Below are 15,939 nucleotides of genomic sequence, written 5' to 3'. Positions count from 1 at the left end.
TTTTACTTGCTGAATCGTTTCCAGCCCGTAAGATTAACACAATTATAATCCATTGAAAGTTATCAAACTTAATGCCACCGCCTCCACCAACTCTTATTTAAAAGAATGGGCGTTAAAAAATGCGACAGCAACAGAGGTGGCAGTATGGGCAAAACATCAAACTGCGGGTCGTGGGCAGCAAGGAACTTCCTGGGATTCAAGTGCCGGGGAAGGCCTTGCCTGTAGTGTGCTGAAGCGCTTTTCTGATACCGATATGGCCATGCTTCCCAAGCTACAAATAGGAGTCGCATTAGCAGTAAAAGAAGCCCTTGAAGCGGTAGGTGTAAAACGGCTAGAATTGAAATGGCCTAACGACATTCTGTCAGATGCCAAAAAACTTGGCGGGATCCTGATAGAAAACCGATGGCAGGCTTCTCGCGAACTTACGAGTATTGTTGGAATTGGAGTGAATGTTAATCAAAACGCCTTTATAAATTTGCCCAAGGCGACCTCCATGTATTTGGAAAGCGGACGAACCTATGAAATCGCTGAGGTATTTCAGGCAGTGAGTGTTTCGGTCATGACCATTCTTCAAACGCTCGAAAAGCGTTCGTTTGACGAGTTAAGGAAGGCCTATGAGGCTACGCTTTTTAGACTAGGTGAGCGTGGCACTTTTGAATCTCCTACCGGAGCTGTATTTCAAGGGGTCATTCTCGGAATCTCGGAAACTGGTGCCTTACAGGTAGCAAAAGATACGGGCGCGGTTGAAACCTTTCAGCATAAAGAAATCGCGCTGCGGTACTAGAGCTTCTGCAAATTGTCGGTAAGAGTACCTAAGAAGGTTTTGATAGGGCCCTTGATCATCATCGCCATCATGGCGTTGAACTCACCTGAAAAAAGTAATTCGATCGTCGAGGTCGTTTCCGAGACGGGCGTGATGTTTCCGGTGAGCGTAAAAGGAATTTTATCACTCATCGCTCCCAACACAATTTTGTTTGGTTTTTGAATCTCTTTTACTTCCAGGGCGATCTCGGGCATACCTTTCAATGCAAAAATAAAGGCATCCTCGCGAATCACTTCGAATTTCGAGATGTTTTCGGGCATGAGTTGTTCAAAATTCTTTACATCCGCGAGAAAATCGCAGAGTGCTTCCGCCGATTTGTTGACGGTTACTTGTTTACTTGTTAATTCCATAGCATGAATAATTTATGAAGGGTTCCAATCCTGGGGGGCTTCCCGCCAATGGGAAAGTGTTTTGGCTTCCGAAGCTGAGATGTATTGAGAACGCTCTGCTTCCTGAAGCAAACTTTCGTAATTACTTAAGGTATGTAGGCCGACCTCCGCTTTTTTAAAATTGTCTTCCGCGATATCAAACCCGTACGAAAAGATAGCAATCATTCCCTTTACATTGATATTTGCATCGCGTAACGCGGCCACCGCTTGCAAACTGCTCTTTCCGGTACTTACCAGGTCTTCTACTACTACAGCAGATTGATGTGCCTCAATATGTCCTTCGATCTTATTTTGTCGCCCGTGTTTTTTTGCTTCCGGTCGCACATAGCAAAACGGAAGATTCATATAATCCGCGACCAACATTCCAATACCAATAGCCCCGGTCGCCACCCCCACAATAACGTCGGGTTTGCCGTACAGCCCTTCCAATTGCTTGGCGAGGTTTTCCCGTAAGTAATTTCTAATGGGCGGGTAGGAGAGTGTAATTCGATTATCGCAGTAGATAGGCGATTTCCATCCAGACGCCCATGTAAATGGGTTTTGTGGTTGCAATTTTATTGCATTAATTTGCAACAGTAACTCGGCCGTTTTTTGGGCGGTTTCTTTGTGTAACACCATACTGCAAATGTATAAAGTTTTTGTAAAAGATATTCCAATAATTCTTTCCACGGAAAAGCATATAGGAGGTCAGTATACCGCCATTCCTTTAAAGCTGGCACGATTTAAAAAATTGATTAAAAAAATCAATAAGGGAAAGCTTACGTATGTGAATTTATACCACAAGAATCCCGAGAAGTTAGAGCGATTTCTTCGGAAAAAACTACCGGTGGTTGAGGCTGCGGGAGGTATGGTGTATAATTCCAACAAGGAAATTCTCTTTATTCATCGAAATGATCGGTGGGATCTTCCGAAGGGAAAGATCGAAAAGAAAGAGGGGTATGAGGAGGCCGCAATCCGTGAGGTAGAAGAAGAAACCGGTGTGGAAGGCTTAGAGATTCGACGTTTTATTACCAAAACATACCATGTTTTTAAACGGAACGGGCGTTTTAAGCTGAAAGTAACGTATTGGTACGAAATGTACACCGATTACGATGGCGAATTGCGACCTGAGAAAAGTGAGGGCATTAAAAAAGCCAAATGGAAGAACTTTGAAAAAAGCCAAAAGGCGCTTCAAGATTCTTACGAAAACATCAAACTACTCTTCCCGAAGGAATATTTAACCACCCACCCGAACGATCGGGTAACGCAGGTGTGAAGCTTCATAATTGGGTGATTTCTTATGAATCCAATCCAATTGCGCGTACCAGTTTTGGGCAAATTCGGCATCGGCTGCCTTTTTATTTTCAAATTCCTGTTTAAGCTCGGGATTCTCCAGTAGGAATGCGGTTGCTTTGTCTTCCCACACATAGGGGGAAAAGCCTTCTTTTTGCTGTAAGATGGTATCAAAGAAATTCCAATTGAAAAATGAATCTGGCGCCTGCGGCTCTAAGGTTTCCATAAGATAACGAACGCCGTTTTGCTGGGTGGAAATACGAAAATCTCCTTTATGTACGGTGACCACTTCTGTTTGAGCCGTTACTTCTGTATTGTAGTGCATATAATGTCCTTCAAACGGGCGTTGCGCAGTGGGGTAGGAGGCAATGCGGTACACTGTTGCTCGCAGCGTGGTGTCTTTTGAGAAAGGGATCATGGCGATATCATTATCGCGTAATCGTCTAATAACCTCCCACCAGCCTTTCGGAACCACATAGTACTCGGGTATGGTCACACTGTCTGATGCTTTGTAGTAATTCTCATAACGAACCTCCTTTGTAAAGGGACGATTCCGGTCGTATTTGAGTCGGTTTTGCCCCGTTACTTCGCTGATCATGGTTGTTGCTTCATATCCTTTAAACGATAGGGTGCTGGTGTTACTTGAATCGATGGTCCATTGCGTAGGATAGTGGTTTCCTACAGCGTAGGCTTCGGTGGCTTTGGCGCGTAGCGCTTTGATTTCGGAAGCGTTGGCATCGGTAATAGCGATCATGGAACGCAGCAGTTCGTAGGTTCCTTCCACCCGTTGTTTATAGGGTTTCAACATATGCGTTTCGACCATCATTCCGAGGCAATTAAATAGGGTGGTGTACCCTGTAGAATATCTGGGGTAGTCCATAAATTGAGAAAACCCAGTTTCGGGAGTGCGGTTAAAAACGTTTACATAGGGAGTGATGTCCCATGATTTCAAAGTCAGTGAGTCTTCCAGCGCCGGCATCATTTTTTCGTGTAAAAACGTACCCAGATCCCCTCCTAATTTATTGTGTTGTGTAAAAAGGTGTGTAAGCACGTATTGATAATCGGCCCCATTGCTTACATGGGTGTCGATGAATACATCTGGATTGACGGTGTGGAACAATCGGGCGAAGGCGTGTGCATTGCGGGTATCAGCTTTGATAAAATCGCGATTGAGGTCATAATTTCTAGCATTTCCACGGAATCCGTACGCTTCGGGTCCATTTTGATTGGTTCTGGAGGTGCTATTACGATTGAGAGCGCCTCCTATGTTATAGACTGGTATCACGGCGATGATGGTATTATTTGGCGCTTCAATTGTTCCTTCCGCCAGATTACGCATCAACATCATACTGGCATCAATCCCATCACTTTCACCGGGGTGTATCCCATTATTGATTAGGAGTAACGCTTTTTCGTCGGTGCCTGAGAATTCCGATTCAAAACTGCGGTTGGGGTTGAAGGTGATAAGGTGTAGCGGGTGTCCACTATCGGTGTTATCCATTTTGTACATGGCAACTGAGGTGTGGGTGTCTGCCAGGTTTTCGTAGAAGGTAATGACTTCTTGATAGGTGGACGTTTCTGTTCCTTCAGAAGTTTCAAAAGGAATGGTAAAATCGTACGTATTAGTGTTTTTTTTTGACTCACAACTCAACAATAGAGCCGCAAAAATGACGAAAAGGTAACTGGTGGAGGTCCGCATAAATTATAGGATTCTGTATCGACTGTTAGAAATATTGGTTAAAATAAAACAATATTCCAAATGCTTTTATATATTTGTTAGTGATATATTAAACTTTAAATCTAACAATTATGAAAAAAATTACTTTATTCATTGCTGCTGTCGCTGCAGGTTTTGCAATGCAAGCACAAACGTCTATGGCAGGTCCTGGCGCTACCGGTAATGTAGTGGCTAATGGCCCTGCAGGTACAGCTACAGGCGTTAGAGGCGGTGCCGTTGTTATCACTAACAACAACTCTCAAACGATTGTAACAGGTGAGGAAATTGCTTGTGCAAGTCCAACCAGTTTCCGTAATAACAACATCTTTACAGAATTTGATCTTGATGGTGATTTTGGTATCACGGGTCAGTTTGATGTAACGGATGCTGAAATGGCAATAGGACCAGTAACTACTCCTGCTGGATTTGACTTAACATTCAATGTTTACTCTAGCAATGGTGGTGCTTTTCCAGGAGGAACTCAAACCTTGCAAGGAACAGCTACCGTAACCATCACTAATGCTGATGCTGAAACAATTGTTTCTGTGCCGTTAACAGCAAGCATTCCTGCTGGAGATAATATCGTTTTCGAAGCCGTTTTAGTAGATGATGGAACAGATACTAACTTTATGCGTTTTGGTGCTAACCAAGATGGGCCTAGTGGAATCAACTTCATTCAAGCTGCTGATTGTGGGGCATCTTCTCCAACAAACTTCCTTGATTTAGGATTGACTCAGTCTTTGATCATGAACTTAGTAGGTGAAGAGTCTTTCAGCGTGGAAGACAACTTAGCAGATGTTATTTCTGTATATCCTAACCCAGCGAATGATGTAATCAACATCAAAGCTCCATCAAACATCCAGATTCAGAATGCTGTGATTTATGATGTATTAGGAAAGTCTACAAACGTTCAAGTAATCAACGGACAGATCAACGTGAGCCAACTTGCTCGTGGTGTATACATCCTTAACTTGAATACGTCTGCCGGAAGCCTTACTCAGAAGGTTGTAAAGCAATAAGAAAAATTTTTCTTACCATTTCAAACCCTGCCTATTGGCGGGGTTTTTTTGTAAATAACTTCAAGACTTCTTTGTTACATTCTTGTAGCATCAACACATAACATAGTTTTTATGTATTTTTAAATAAAAAATTTTTGTTATGGAAAAAAATAATGCTGCTTTTTGCGGTTGCCTATTGCTGTAACCTCAATTCTCAATGTGAACTCAACGACCCGGAACTCTTTACCGGAGATTTCATGGTCACTCAAGTGACGCCTGGGATTTTTGGACCGTATCTTGATACCTTCGATCCCGACGGTGGAGGTGTTATCTTGACACTATATTCTGAAGTAACCGATAGTTCGCAAGATTCTCCAGACGTCTCTATCGCTTCAAACCAACGTAGCTTTGATGCCGTTTATCTGCCGGAGGCCGGGAATAGGGCAAGGCTCACGGTCTTTTCTACTTGCCTTCTCGCCAGAATGCCACGTAACGTTTCCTATTGAAGATGTCATTTCAAATAATACCGGTCTTATTTGTTCCGGGTCAAATTCCATTCATGTGGGCTTTGCAGTAGGGGGCGATTATAATACTTCGGATGATTCAACCTTCACCGTTTATTTCAGAGATGATTATTATAACAGCTGTGACAGGCCCATAACATATACCGAATTAAGATTTGATAAAGTGAATTTTGGTGCTGATGATACTCTTGATGTTCCAGTCTCCATCTATCCGAATCCTTCAGAAGAATTTATTCAAATAGAAATTCCCATAACTATCACAATAGCGTCTATTGAATTGTATGATATTCAAGGCAAACGTTTGGATGTTGATATTTCAGACAACTATCAAATGGATGTATCACAATTGAGAAGTGGGATGTACGTGGTACATATAAATACAACCAATGGTGCCTTAACCAAAACAGTCGTCAAGCGCTAAGAAACGTGTAAAAATGTACAGATAAAAAGAAACCCCTGAGATGAGTCAGGGGTTTTTATTTGTTGAAAGTTTAGAAACTTAGCCGTTCATAGAGATCAAAAACTCTTCGTTATTGCGGGTCTGTTTTACTTTGTCATTAATAAACTCCATAGCTTCTACCGGATTCATATCAGCAAGGTATTTACGCAACACCCACATGCGTTGGATCACATTGTCGTCTAACAACAAGTCATCACGACGCGTGCTCGAAGAAGTGAGATCGATGGCTGGGAAGATACGTCGGTTCGAAATCTTACGATCCAACTGAAGCTCCATATTACCGGTTCCTTTGAATTCTTCAAAGATCACTTCGTCCATTTTTGATCCTGTTTCCGTTAAGGCCGTGGCGATAATACTTAAAGACCCTCCGTTCTCTATGTTACGTGCTGCACCAAAGAAACGTTTTGGTTTGTGTAGGGCATTGGCATCTACACCACCACTTAATATTTTACCACTGGCAGGTTGAACCGTGTTATAGGCACGTGCAAGTCGGGTAATAGAATCCAGCAAGATCACAACGTCATGCCCGCATTCTACCAAACGCTTCGCTTTATCGATAACCAAATTGGCCACGCGTACGTGCTCGGTCGCTTCTTTGTCAAAGGTAGAGGCAACTACTTCACCGCTTACATTGCGTTGCATATCGGTAACCTCTTCCGGACGTTCATCGATCAGTAGAATAATTTGGTATACTTCCGGATGGTTGGCAGCAATGGCGTTGGCGATGTCTTTAAGCAACATCGTTTTACCAGTCTTTGGTTGTGCTACGATCATCCCACGCTGTCCTTTCCCAAGCGGCGCAAACATATCGATAATTCGAGTGGAAATCGTACTCTGCTTCTCGGCGATATTAAATTTTTCCTGCGGAAATAAGGGCGTAAGGTGTTCGAAGGCCACGCGGTCACGTACCACATTTGGGTTTAAACCGTTGATTTTCGTGACTTTGATTAATGGGAAATATTTCTCTCCCTCTTTAGGAGGACGTACTTCCCCAAGCACCGTATCCCCGGTTTTTAGTCCGAATAATCGAATTTGAGATTGCGATACATAAATGTCGTCAGGAGAAGAAAGGTAATTGTAGTCACTAGAACGCAAGAAACCATAACCGTCTTGCATGATGTCAAGCACCCCTTCGCTTTCTATAATTCCGTCAAATTCAAAATCGGGCTCTTTGTACCGATTGCGATTGTCTTTATTACCGTTCTTTCGGTGATCATTAGAGTTGTTGTTCTTCTGATGGGAACGACCGCGGTTCTGATTTTGATTCTGATTATTCTGATTCTTTCGCTGATTGTTGTCGTTGCTCTTCGAATTGTCCTTGGAGTTGTCCTTAGCGTTGTCATTCGATTTTCCACGAGACTGCCCCTTGTTGTCTTGCTCCTGCTTTTTAGGCCTTCCCGGGCCTCGACCGCTCTTTTTTGAAGCGTTGGAACGCTGGTTCTGTTTTTGATTCTGGTTTTTCGAATCGTTAGAATTCTTAGAATCATTATTGTTATTAGATGCGTCTGAAGAAGCCGTATCAGATTTCTTTTCCGCTGCGGCAAGTGCCTTAACCGCTTCGGGATTTGCGGCTTGGTGATCTAAAATTTTATAAACGAGGTCTAATTTTTTGAGGCTTCTGTATTTTGGAACGCCTAAGGTTTTAGCAATGTCCTGAAGCTCAGGCATTTTTTTTGCTTTTAGTTCTGAAATTTCAAACATTATAGAATACTAAAGGATATATTAATGATATTTTTTGAATGAATTCTCGAAGTAATTGAGATTGAATTTACTCTTGAAGACTAAGTAACCCACGTTGAAGTGGTTACGAATTGTTACTGCAATAATACAACAATAATTTATATTGTGCTTGTATTTTTTTTAAAAGAAGCTGTATTTTTGCCTGCAAATAAGAAACCATGTTACAGCGCATTCAAACCCTATATATGATCCTTGCGATTTTGGCGATGGGCGCTTTGTATCTATGGTTTCCTGTTGTTGAAGATGCGGAAGGAGCCATCGTTGTTTCCAGAGAGGAACCGCTTGTTTTTGGTTTGATCTTTGCTTCAATCGCATTGGCAATTATTACCATTTTGAGTTTTAAGAAGCGACAATTACAATTTGTATTAAATCGCTTGAACATCATATTAAACTTTGTATTACTGGGCGTTTTCGTATATCGATCCCTAACATTATCCGGAGAAACCTTGGTTTCAGAGAAGGGTATTGGGGTGCTTTTACCCATCATTTCTATCGTTTTTTTAGTGCTGGCCAATAAGGCCATCAAAAGGGACGAGGACCTTGTAAAATCTGTGGATAGATTACGTTAAAACAACATCTTAGTATATTTTAGTGCGAACCCCTGGAGAATGCCAACTTCGGGGGTTTTTTTATCGGGAAATTTCAATTACTTCTAATTGCCTGATCTCTTTTCCGTCAATCTGAAAGCGCAACATGGTTCGCACCTGATGGAACCCATGTTTTCCGATGGCTCCGGGATTCATATGGAGTAGTTTTCTCTTTTTGTCCGGCATCACTTTTAAAATATGAGAGTGTCCGCAAATAAAGAGGCGGGGGGGCTGTTCATTTAATTCGGAAAGCAACGCTCGGTTATAGCGTCCGGGATACCCTCCTATGTGTGTGATCCACACCGACACCGCTTCACAATCAAACCGTTGATGTAATGGAAAACTAGCCCGTATCTCGGCTCCGTCGATATTTCCATAGACCGCACGTAACGGCTTATGCTCAGCAATCGCATCGGTAACGGCTAAGGTGCCAATATCACCGGCATGCCATACCTCATCGGCTTGTTGCACATGTTTCAGTATGGTGTTATCCATATGCCCGTGGGTATCACTAAGTAACAGAATATTCGTCATGAGCGCTAGGCGTTGTTTTTCTGAAATATGCCAGCAGACCCGACCTATTTCGTACTTTTGTCCCTTCAAAAATAACGGAATTGCGCTACTTTTTCGACATATCATACCACGGAAAAAACTATCACGGCTGGCAAATTCAGCCGGATGCCATTACCGTACAGGAAGTCTTGCAGCAAACGATGTCTACCTTTTTTAGAACGCCCCTTGCGATTACCGGGGCAGGACGTACCGATACTGGAGTACATGCAAAACAACTGTATTTTCATGTGGATGTCGATGCTATTTCCAACAGGGAAGCGACCCGGTTTAAGCTCAACCGATTTTTACCCAAGGATATTTCCATTCAAAATATTATTCCCGTAACACCCGATGCCCATGCTCGCTTTGATGCGACCTCGCGAACGTATGAATACTGGATTACCCTTGATAAGAATCCGTTTCTCCAAGAGACAGCGTGGCAATTACATCGGACTCCTGATATCGACCGAATGAATACAGCGGCAGCAATCCTCTTGGAACACCAGGATTTTGAGTGTTTCTCTCGCACCCATTCGAATGTAAAAACCTTTCTTTGTGACATTCAGAAAGCGCACTGGCAACAACGCGGCCAGCTGCTAATCTTTACCATCACAGCCGATCGGTTTCTCCGGAACATGGTACGCGCTATCGTAGGAACGTTGATGGATATTGGTCTCCAAAAACAAGCTGTTGAAGATTTTCGCCGTATCTTAGCGAGCGGCGATCGAACCCAAGCTGGAGCATCGGCACCGGCACATGGATTGTATCTTACGGAAGTACAATATCCCGATCACATTTTTCTCAAACAACACGCAGATTAACTATGGCGAGCTCCGGAAAGGCATTCGATTTTAAACTCTTTAAAAGACTGCTGCAATTTACCAATGCATACAAATGGACCTTCTATTTTGTAGGGTTTGCCGCGGTAGTAATGTCGGGCTTATCGGTACTACGCCCGTATTTGTTGCAGAAGGCCATCGATGACGGTATTTTGCCGAAAGACAACGATGCGCTTCTCCTATTCATAACCCTCATGGTAGCAGTGCTGGTGTTTGAAGTTCTCTTCCAATTTGCCTTCATCTATTACGCCAACTGGCTGGGACAAAATGTAATTCGAGACATCCGCGTAAAACTCTTCAAATTGATGCTGAGTTTTAAGATGAAATACTACGACAAGAGCGCTGTGGGACGACTCACTACACGTGCTGTCAACGATATAGAAACCATCTCCAGTATTTTTAGTCAGGGGCTATTCATGATTATCAGTGATCTGCTAAAAATGCTGGTCATTATGGGATATATGCTGTATCAAAGTTGGCGCCTTTCCTTGATTATCTTTGCTATTCTTCCGCTTATTGTCTACGCGACTCGTGTCTTCCAACGTGCCATGAAAACGGCGTTTGAGGACGTGCGAAATCAGGTGGCCAACCTCAATACTTTCGTTCAGGAACGCATTACCGGGATGAAGATCGTTCAGATTTTTACACGAGAAAAGAAGGAATTCGAAATCTTTAAAGACATCAACGAAAAGCACAAAAGCGCCTGGATCAAAACGGTTTGGTATAACTCTTTTTTCTTTCCCATCGCTGAAATGGCATCGAGTGTAGCCATTGGACTCCTAGTGTGGTATGGCGGACTCAATGTGACTGAAAATGGCGCGATTACCCTGGGACTTATTGTGGCTTTTATCGAATTGACCCAAATGTTATTCCGACCCTTGCGTCAGATCGCCGATAAATTCAATACCCTACAAATGGGTATGGTAGCCGCCAATCGTGTCTTCGGAATTTTGGACACCAAATCTCATATTGATGACGACGGAAGCTTAGCGCTCACTGATACCAAAGGATATATAGAATTTAAGAATGTAGCCTTCGGATATAATGAAGACGAACGAGTGATCAAGAATATTTCGTTCACCGTGCATCCCGGTGAAACGATTGCGCTTGTAGGTGCGACCGGTGCGGGAAAATCAACGATCATCAATCTGTTGTCTCGCTTCTACGAAATCAACGAGGGTGATATTTTGATCGACAGAAATTCAATTCGGGAATATACCTTGGTATCGCTTCGGAAGGAGATCGCCGTAGTGCTTCAGGACGTTTTTCTATTCGCCGATACTATTTATAATAATATCACCTTGGGCGATCCGGACATTTCCAGAGAGACCGTGATCAATGCGGCCAAGGAAATTGGCGTGCATCGCTTTATCACCTCCCTTCCCAACGGGTATGATCACAATGTAAAAGAACGTGGTAGCATGCTGTCTTCCGGACAACGACAGCTCATATCCTTTTTACGAGCGTACGTAAGTAATCCGGGAGTGCTGGTTTTGGACGAGGCCACTTCTTCGGTAGACTCCTATTCCGAAGAACTCATTCAAAATGCCACCGATAAAATTACGCAAGGACGCACCTCCATTGTTATTGCGCATCGCCTGGCGACCATCAAAAAAGCAGATAAAATCTTAGTGATGGACGCGGGCCAAATTGTGGAAATGGGCACGCACAAAGAACTACTGGCAAAAGAAAACGGCTTCTACAGAAACCTCTACGAGGTCCAGTTCATGGCCGAAGAGACCACGTAAGATACGGCTCGTTTTGCCTTTTCCAATTCTATCATGTCCTGAAAGAAATCTGTGAATAGGAACATATAAATCATGGCGGCGATCACCAAGAAAATGTAGACCACCAGAAGCACTACCAGAAATAAGAGTACTTTCAACAACAACTGTGTCCAGGTGAGAGCGAACAATCGTTTCAGTACATGCGAAAAGTAGAGGATCTGGATGGGTAGTGTGCTTACCGCAATCCATTTGAAAATCGAGGGCTCCCAAAACGTTACGATAAACAGCAGTGTGGTCACCAATGAAATATGCGAATAGGCGTAGGTGTTGAGCACCAGATGTTCGGTATAATTGTATTTTTTATTCTGAAGAAAAACCAATTTAGAGATCCCCGCTAAGATAGGAATGGTCAGGAAGATGATCAGGGTTTGGTATTCTAACGTAAAGGTCATCCAGCTTTTAAATGCCTCGGCCTGCACGTCGGTTTCATACATTTCGGCATAGATCGAATTAAATAGATCGGGCGCCCATTTTTGGAGGATAAACATAAAGAAACCACTCACTGTGATCGCAATAGTAAGATAGCCAATCACATGAATGTAGCGCTTCCGCACTCCGTGAATGTATCCATCAATAACCTGCTCCGGGCGTTTGAATAGATCGACGAAAGTCCGTAGCGGTTTATTTGCATCAATATTGAAAAAAGAGCGACTTCCTTCTTCAGCCAGGTATCGCAAGGTGAGTCGGTGATCTACATATCGCGCACCACACGTTTCACAATAGAGGGCCGCCTCCGAAAGCGACTTCTCACAATTTTTACACTGCTTCATGTCTTCCCCTTATTGAGTTACATCTGTTTCCAGTTGATTTTTTAATTCTTCCAAATCTTCAAACAACACAAAATCTCCTTCTTTTAAATAGCTAATTTGTCCGTTTTCTTCGGAAACTACCAAACATACCGCGTCGGTCTTTTCCGTAATACCCACGGCGGCTCGATGTCGCAATCCAAAACGCTGCGGTATTCTACGGTCATTAGAAACCGGTAGGATCACACGCGTCGCTGTAATGGTGTTATCTTCAATGATCATGGCGCCATCGTGCAACGGACTGTTTTTAAAAAAAATACTTTCTATAATGGGACGATTCACTTCAGCATGCATCACATCTCCTGTGTTTTTCACAAAATCGAGACTGTTGTTTCGCTGAATTACGATAAGCGCTCCGGTTTTTGTTTTCGACATCTTTCTGCAGGCATCCACGATCGCCTTGGTGTTGTGAAGCGTATGAGTTTCTTTGGAAGACAGTTTAAAGCGCCTGAAAAATCGTTTTCGAGCATTGAAATTAGTAGACCCTAACATCAATAAGAACTTTCTGATCTCCTGCTGAAAAACCACAATCAAGGCAAACATTCCCACCCCTAAGAAGCCTCCCAGAATTTTACTGAAGAGCTCCATCTGAAGCAATTCGGTAAGCTTCCAGACTCCGTAGAGAATTACGATACCTACAAATATGTTAATGGCGACGGTACCTTTTACCAGCTTGTAGAGGTAATAGAGCAGAAAAGCAACCAAAACAATATCAATGATGTCGATGATCCTGATCTTATAAAGGTCTAAAAATTCCACAGGCGAAGGTTTGTGTAAAAGTAACAGATTTTTTTTAACCGCGGGTCCAAGCTTCAAAGAGTTGAACGCACTCAACGGCAGGTTTTACATCGTGTACCCGAAGGAGGTTGCAACCCTTTTGTAAGGCCCAGCTGTGTAGCACAGAAGTGCCATTTAACGCCTCTTCAGGAGTGATTCCCAGGGTTTTGTAGATCATCGATTTTCGCGAAACACCTACTAAGACAGGAACTTCGAATTCTTGAAATAAGTCGAGTCCCGCGAGCAGCTCAAAATTTTGTTCTCTTGTTTTCGCAAAGCCAAATCCCGGGTCGATAATGAGGTCGTTGATACCGGCTTTTCGAGCTGCGGCCATTCGTTCCGAGAGGTGCTTCCTGACCTCTAGAATGAGATGCTCGTAGGTGGTGTGTTGTGTCATGGTTTGAGGCGTGCCCTTCATGTGCATCATCACATACGGTACCTGAAATTCGGCCACAAGGTCTAACATGTCATGATCTTGAACCCCTGCTGAAATATCATTCACCATACACGCACCCACTTCAAGCGCGTTCCGGGCCACCGAGCTGCGAAAGGTGTCGATAGAAATGAGTGCTTCGGGAAAATCTTCCAAAATGGCCTGAATCGCCGGAACAACACGCTCGATTTCTTCAGCTTCGGAAAGTGCCGCGGCACCCGGACGTGAACTGTAACCACCCACATCCAAAAAAGTAGCGCCCTCTTCTAATAATAAGGCCGCCTTCGCGACAAGTTCGCGCGTTTCCACGTGCGCTCCACCGTCGTAAAATGAATCGGGAGTGACATTGAGAATTCCCATGACTTTGGGCGTACTAAGGTCGATTAGCGTTCCGCGGCAATTAAGTGTATACAATTTTCTAAAGTGATTTATTTAAGCGAAATTTACGCAAAATCTAAAAGACGGGATGCCTGATACTTCAAAACAATACAATGACGTCATCACCCAATGCCGCGATCTGTTCATGAAGAAAATGAAAGATTACGGCAGTGCATGGCGAATCCTGCGATTGCCTTCCCTTACCGATCAGATCTTTATTAAGGCACAGCGCATTCGCGGTCTGCAACAAAATTCCGAACGTCGCGTAGACGAAGGGGAAGCGAGTGAATTTGTCGGGATCATTAATTACGCCCTAATGGCATTGATTCAACTGGAAAAAGGCGTTGTAGAACAACCCGATCTTTCCCTGGAAGCGGCCACGCAATTGTACGATGAGAAAGTGGCTGTTACCAAGCAATTGATGCTTGATAAAAATCACGATTACGGAGAGGCTTGGCGCGATATGCGGGTGAGTTCGTTGACCGATCTAATTCTTCAGAAACTATTACGCGTCAAACAAATTGAAAATAACGAAGGGAAAACTATTGTCAGTGAAGGAATTGACGCGAACTATCAGGATATGATCAATTACGCTGTTTTTGCCTTGATCCACCTTTCTCAAAACCAAGAGCCATCATGAAAATACTCGTAGGAATTTCTAGAATATTCGTCGGAATTTTATTCATTATCAGCGGACTCATAAAACTGAATGATCCGGTGGGGTTTGGATTTAAGCTTCAGGATTATTTCGCTCCCGAGGTGTTGAACCTTGAGTTCTTAGTGCCCTACGCCCTCGCCATTGCTATCTTTGTCGTGGTGTATGAGGTGATGCTTGGGGTCATGATCATTTTGGGATATGCCAAACGATTCACGCTGTGGAGCCTGCTGCTTATGATCGTGTTTTTTACCTTCCTTACGTTCTATTCGGCTTACTTTAATAAGGTAACCGATTGTGGTTGTTTTGGCGATGCCCTCAAACTTACGCCCTGGGAATCTTTCTGGAAAGATGTTGTACTGCTTGTGTTAATCCTTATTTTGTTCCTCGGAAGACGTTATATACAGCCGTTCTTTACCCGATCTATACGAAGCATCGCCGTATTTGTGTCGCTCATCTTGTGTCTTTGGTTAGGATACCATGTGTTGATGCATTTGCCCATTGTCGACTTTAGACCCTATAAGATTGGTGCCAACATTCAGGAAGGAATGACGGTTCCCGAGGGAGCGCCACAGCCTATTTTTGAGTACGATTGGAAGTTCGACGTCAATGGGGAAGAAGTGGTGGTAACCACCAATGGCGATTATCCAAGTCAAGAAGGAACATTTTTGGAAGTGGAAACCCGAAACATTCAGGAAGGGTACGAACCACCAATACATGATTTTAGTATGGAGCGCGATGGAGCCGATTACACCGAACGTTTCTTGAACGAAGAGAACCTCATCGTTGTGATCGCCTATAGTTTGAGCAATAGTGAGATGGAAGGGTTTATTCCTGTTCGGGAAGTCACCGACAAAGCATTGGCAAACGGCTATCGCGTCATTGGTCTTTCCGCCAGCAGTCAGGAGAAAACCGAAGCCTTGACGGAAGAATACGATCTTAACTTTGATTTCTATTTCTGCGACATGACCACCTTAAAAACCATCGTTCGCAGCAACCCAGGGGTGTTAGAATTGTCTGAAGGAACCATTTTACAAAAGCTTCACTGGAATGATGTGGAAGACCTCCAATTGGAAAAAGTAGGCGTGCCCAAACCAGCTATTGAAGTGATCCCAGAGCAATCGACCCTTGAAATTGATACGCTTGATCAGGGGGATAGTCTAGCGCAAGACTCGATATCAACCGAAGCTGATAATCAATAG

At 43.5% G+C, this 15,939-nt stretch carries 18 protein-coding genes; 10 read left to right on the top strand and 8 right to left on the bottom strand.

Annotation, left to right across the window (positions count from 1 at the left end; genetic code table 11):
• Positions 1-52: 52 nt before the first annotated feature.
• Positions 53-784, top strand: coding sequence for a biotin--[acetyl-CoA-carboxylase] ligase (locus PO830_RS11950; protein ID WP_272853807.1), 732 nt, complete (start codon positions 53-55; stop codon positions 782-784).
• Here the strand turns inward: PO830_RS11950 and PO830_RS11945 are convergent.
• Both PO830_RS11945 and pyrE read right to left on the bottom strand, forming a co-directional pair.
• Positions 781-1,173 (bottom strand): SRPBCC family protein, encoded by a 393-nt coding sequence (locus tag PO830_RS11945; RefSeq protein WP_272853806.1) that lies wholly within the window; start codon positions 1,171-1,173, stop codon positions 781-783. The genes PO830_RS11950 and PO830_RS11945 overlap by 4 nt on opposite strands.
• Positions 1,174-1,185: 12 nt before the next feature.
• Positions 1,186-1,830: an orotate phosphoribosyltransferase gene (gene pyrE, locus PO830_RS11940; RefSeq protein WP_272853805.1), complete on the bottom strand. Its 645-nt coding sequence runs from the start codon at positions 1,828-1,830 to the stop codon at positions 1,186-1,188.
• Positions 1,831-1,837: 7 nt separating this feature from the next.
• Between pyrE and PO830_RS11935 the strand changes: the two genes are divergently transcribed.
• Positions 1,838-2,467, top strand: a complete 630-nt coding sequence (locus tag PO830_RS11935; protein WP_272853804.1) for an NUDIX hydrolase — start codon at positions 1,838-1,840, stop codon at positions 2,465-2,467.
• Here PO830_RS11935 and PO830_RS11930 read toward each other — a convergent pair.
• Positions 2,429-4,183, bottom strand: coding sequence for a M14 family metallopeptidase (locus tag PO830_RS11930; RefSeq protein WP_272853803.1), 1,755 nt, complete (start codon positions 4,181-4,183; stop codon positions 2,429-2,431). The two genes, PO830_RS11935 and PO830_RS11930, sit on opposite strands and share 39 nt — an antisense overlap.
• Before the next feature lie 110 nt (positions 4,184-4,293).
• Here PO830_RS11930 and PO830_RS11925 point away from each other — a divergent pair, with 110 nt between their 5' ends.
• From PO830_RS11925 to PO830_RS11915, 3 genes are all read left to right on the top strand, one after another.
• Positions 4,294-5,220, top strand: coding sequence for a T9SS type A sorting domain-containing protein (locus PO830_RS11925; RefSeq protein ID WP_272853802.1), 927 nt, complete (start codon positions 4,294-4,296; stop codon positions 5,218-5,220).
• A 134-nt stretch (positions 5,221-5,354) separates the two neighbouring features.
• A complete protein-coding gene (locus tag PO830_RS11920; RefSeq protein ID WP_272853801.1) occupies positions 5,355-5,705 on the top strand; it encodes a hypothetical protein in 351 nt (116 codons plus the stop codon).
• A 55-nt stretch (positions 5,706-5,760) separates the two neighbouring features.
• On the top strand, positions 5,761-6,144 hold the full coding sequence (locus PO830_RS11915) for a T9SS type A sorting domain-containing protein (RefSeq protein WP_272853800.1): 384 nt from the start codon (positions 5,761-5,763) through the stop codon (positions 6,142-6,144).
• Between the two features lie 78 nt (positions 6,145-6,222).
• Here the strand turns inward: PO830_RS11915 and rho are convergent, their stop codons facing one another.
• Complete coding sequence (rho, locus tag PO830_RS11910) at positions 6,223-7,884, bottom strand: transcription termination factor Rho (protein WP_272853799.1); 1,662 nt, start codon at positions 7,882-7,884, stop codon at positions 6,223-6,225.
• Positions 7,885-8,081: 197 nt separating this feature from the next.
• On the opposite strand from rho, the gene PO830_RS11905 reads away from it, so the two are divergent.
• The gene (locus tag PO830_RS11905; RefSeq protein WP_272853798.1) at positions 8,082-8,492 is read left to right on the top strand and encodes a DUF4293 domain-containing protein; all 411 of its coding nucleotides are present in this window, start codon (positions 8,082-8,084) and stop codon (positions 8,490-8,492) included.
• 60 nt (positions 8,493-8,552) lie between these two features.
• Here PO830_RS11905 and PO830_RS11900 read toward each other — a convergent pair whose 3' ends face one another.
• Positions 8,553-9,044 (bottom strand): metallophosphoesterase family protein, encoded by a 492-nt coding sequence (locus PO830_RS11900; protein WP_272853797.1) that lies wholly within the window; start codon positions 9,042-9,044, stop codon positions 8,553-8,555.
• An 80-nt stretch (positions 9,045-9,124) separates the two neighbouring features.
• On the opposite strand from PO830_RS11900, the gene truA reads away from it, so the two are divergent.
• Both truA and PO830_RS11890 read left to right on the top strand, forming a co-directional pair.
• The gene (gene truA / locus PO830_RS11895) at positions 9,125-9,883 is read left to right on the top strand and encodes a tRNA pseudouridine(38-40) synthase TruA (protein ID WP_272853796.1); all 759 of its coding nucleotides are present in this window, start codon (positions 9,125-9,127) and stop codon (positions 9,881-9,883) included.
• A 2-nt stretch (positions 9,884-9,885) separates the two neighbouring features.
• Positions 9,886-11,649, top strand: a complete 1,764-nt coding sequence (locus PO830_RS11890) for an ABC transporter ATP-binding protein (protein WP_272853795.1) — start codon at positions 9,886-9,888, stop codon at positions 11,647-11,649.
• Here the strand turns inward: PO830_RS11890 and PO830_RS11885 are convergent.
• Genes PO830_RS11885 through folP form a run of 3 tightly spaced genes read right to left on the bottom strand, consistent with a single transcriptional unit; the run spans position 11,613 to position 14,118 of the window.
• Positions 11,613-12,458 carry a DUF3667 domain-containing protein gene (locus tag PO830_RS11885; RefSeq protein ID WP_272853794.1) on the bottom strand — a complete coding sequence of 282 codons (846 nt, stop codon included), beginning with the start codon at positions 12,456-12,458 and terminating at the stop codon, positions 11,613-11,615. The genes PO830_RS11890 and PO830_RS11885 overlap by 37 nt on opposite strands.
• A gap of 9 nt (positions 12,459-12,467) precedes the next feature.
• Positions 12,468-13,253 carry a diadenylate cyclase CdaA gene (cdaA, locus tag PO830_RS11880; protein ID WP_272853793.1) on the bottom strand — a complete coding sequence of 262 codons (786 nt, stop codon included), beginning with the start codon at positions 13,251-13,253 and terminating at the stop codon, positions 12,468-12,470.
• Between the two features lie 34 nt (positions 13,254-13,287).
• Positions 13,288-14,118: a dihydropteroate synthase gene (gene folP, locus PO830_RS11875; RefSeq protein ID WP_272853792.1), complete on the bottom strand. Its 831-nt coding sequence runs from the start codon at positions 14,116-14,118 to the stop codon at positions 13,288-13,290.
• 52 nt (positions 14,119-14,170) lie between these two features.
• Between folP and PO830_RS11870 the strand changes: the two genes are divergently transcribed.
• Both PO830_RS11870 and PO830_RS11865 read left to right on the top strand, forming a co-directional pair.
• Positions 14,171-14,722, top strand: a complete 552-nt coding sequence (locus tag PO830_RS11870) for a DUF1599 domain-containing protein (protein ID WP_272853791.1) — start codon at positions 14,171-14,173, stop codon at positions 14,720-14,722.
• On the top strand, positions 14,719-15,939 hold the full coding sequence (locus tag PO830_RS11865; protein ID WP_272853790.1) for a BT_3928 family protein: 1,221 nt from the start codon (positions 14,719-14,721) through the stop codon (positions 15,937-15,939). Before PO830_RS11870 ends, PO830_RS11865 begins: the two co-directional genes overlap by 4 nt.

The sequence above is a fragment of the Altibacter sp. HG106 genome (genome assembly GCF_028561755.1).
Lineage (GTDB): Bacteria > Bacteroidota > Bacteroidia > Flavobacteriales > Flavobacteriaceae > DFVG01.
Note: the sequence above shows the minus strand (reverse complement) of the source record. Positions and strands in the feature narration are given on the sequence as shown.

Bases quoted from the DNA above. Each gene is read 5' to 3' on its own strand.
- PO830_RS11865 (WP_272853790.1), top strand. From the start codon at position 14,719: ATGAAAATACTCGTAGGAATTTCTAGAATATTCGTCGGAATTTTATTC.
- PO830_RS11870 (WP_272853791.1), top strand. From the start codon at position 14,171: ATGCCTGATACTTCAAAACAATACAATGACGTCATCACCCAATGCCGC.
- PO830_RS11930 (WP_272853803.1), bottom strand. From the start codon at position 4,183: ATGCGGACCTCCACCAGTTACCTTTTCGTCATTTTTGCGGCTCTATTG.
- PO830_RS11945 (WP_272853806.1), bottom strand. From the start codon at position 1,173: ATGGAATTAACAAGTAAACAAGTAACCGTCAACAAATCGGCGGAAGCA.
- PO830_RS11935 (WP_272853804.1), top strand. From the start codon at position 1,838: ATGTATAAAGTTTTTGTAAAAGATATTCCAATAATTCTTTCCACGGAA.
- rho (WP_272853799.1), bottom strand. From the start codon at position 7,884: ATGTTTGAAATTTCAGAACTAAAAGCAAAAAAAATGCCTGAGCTTCAG.
- PO830_RS11925 (WP_272853802.1), top strand. From the start codon at position 4,294: ATGAAAAAAATTACTTTATTCATTGCTGCTGTCGCTGCAGGTTTTGCA.
- pyrE (WP_272853805.1), bottom strand. From the start codon at position 1,830: ATGGTGTTACACAAAGAAACCGCCCAAAAAACGGCCGAGTTACTGTTG.
- PO830_RS11900 (WP_272853797.1), bottom strand. From the start codon at position 9,044: ATGACGAATATTCTGTTACTTAGTGATACCCACGGGCATATGGATAAC.
- PO830_RS11885 (WP_272853794.1), bottom strand. From the start codon at position 12,458: ATGAAGCAGTGTAAAAATTGTGAGAAGTCGCTTTCGGAGGCGGCCCTC.
- PO830_RS11890 (WP_272853795.1), top strand. From the start codon at position 9,886: ATGGCGAGCTCCGGAAAGGCATTCGATTTTAAACTCTTTAAAAGACTG.
- PO830_RS11905 (WP_272853798.1), top strand. From the start codon at position 8,082: ATGTTACAGCGCATTCAAACCCTATATATGATCCTTGCGATTTTGGCG.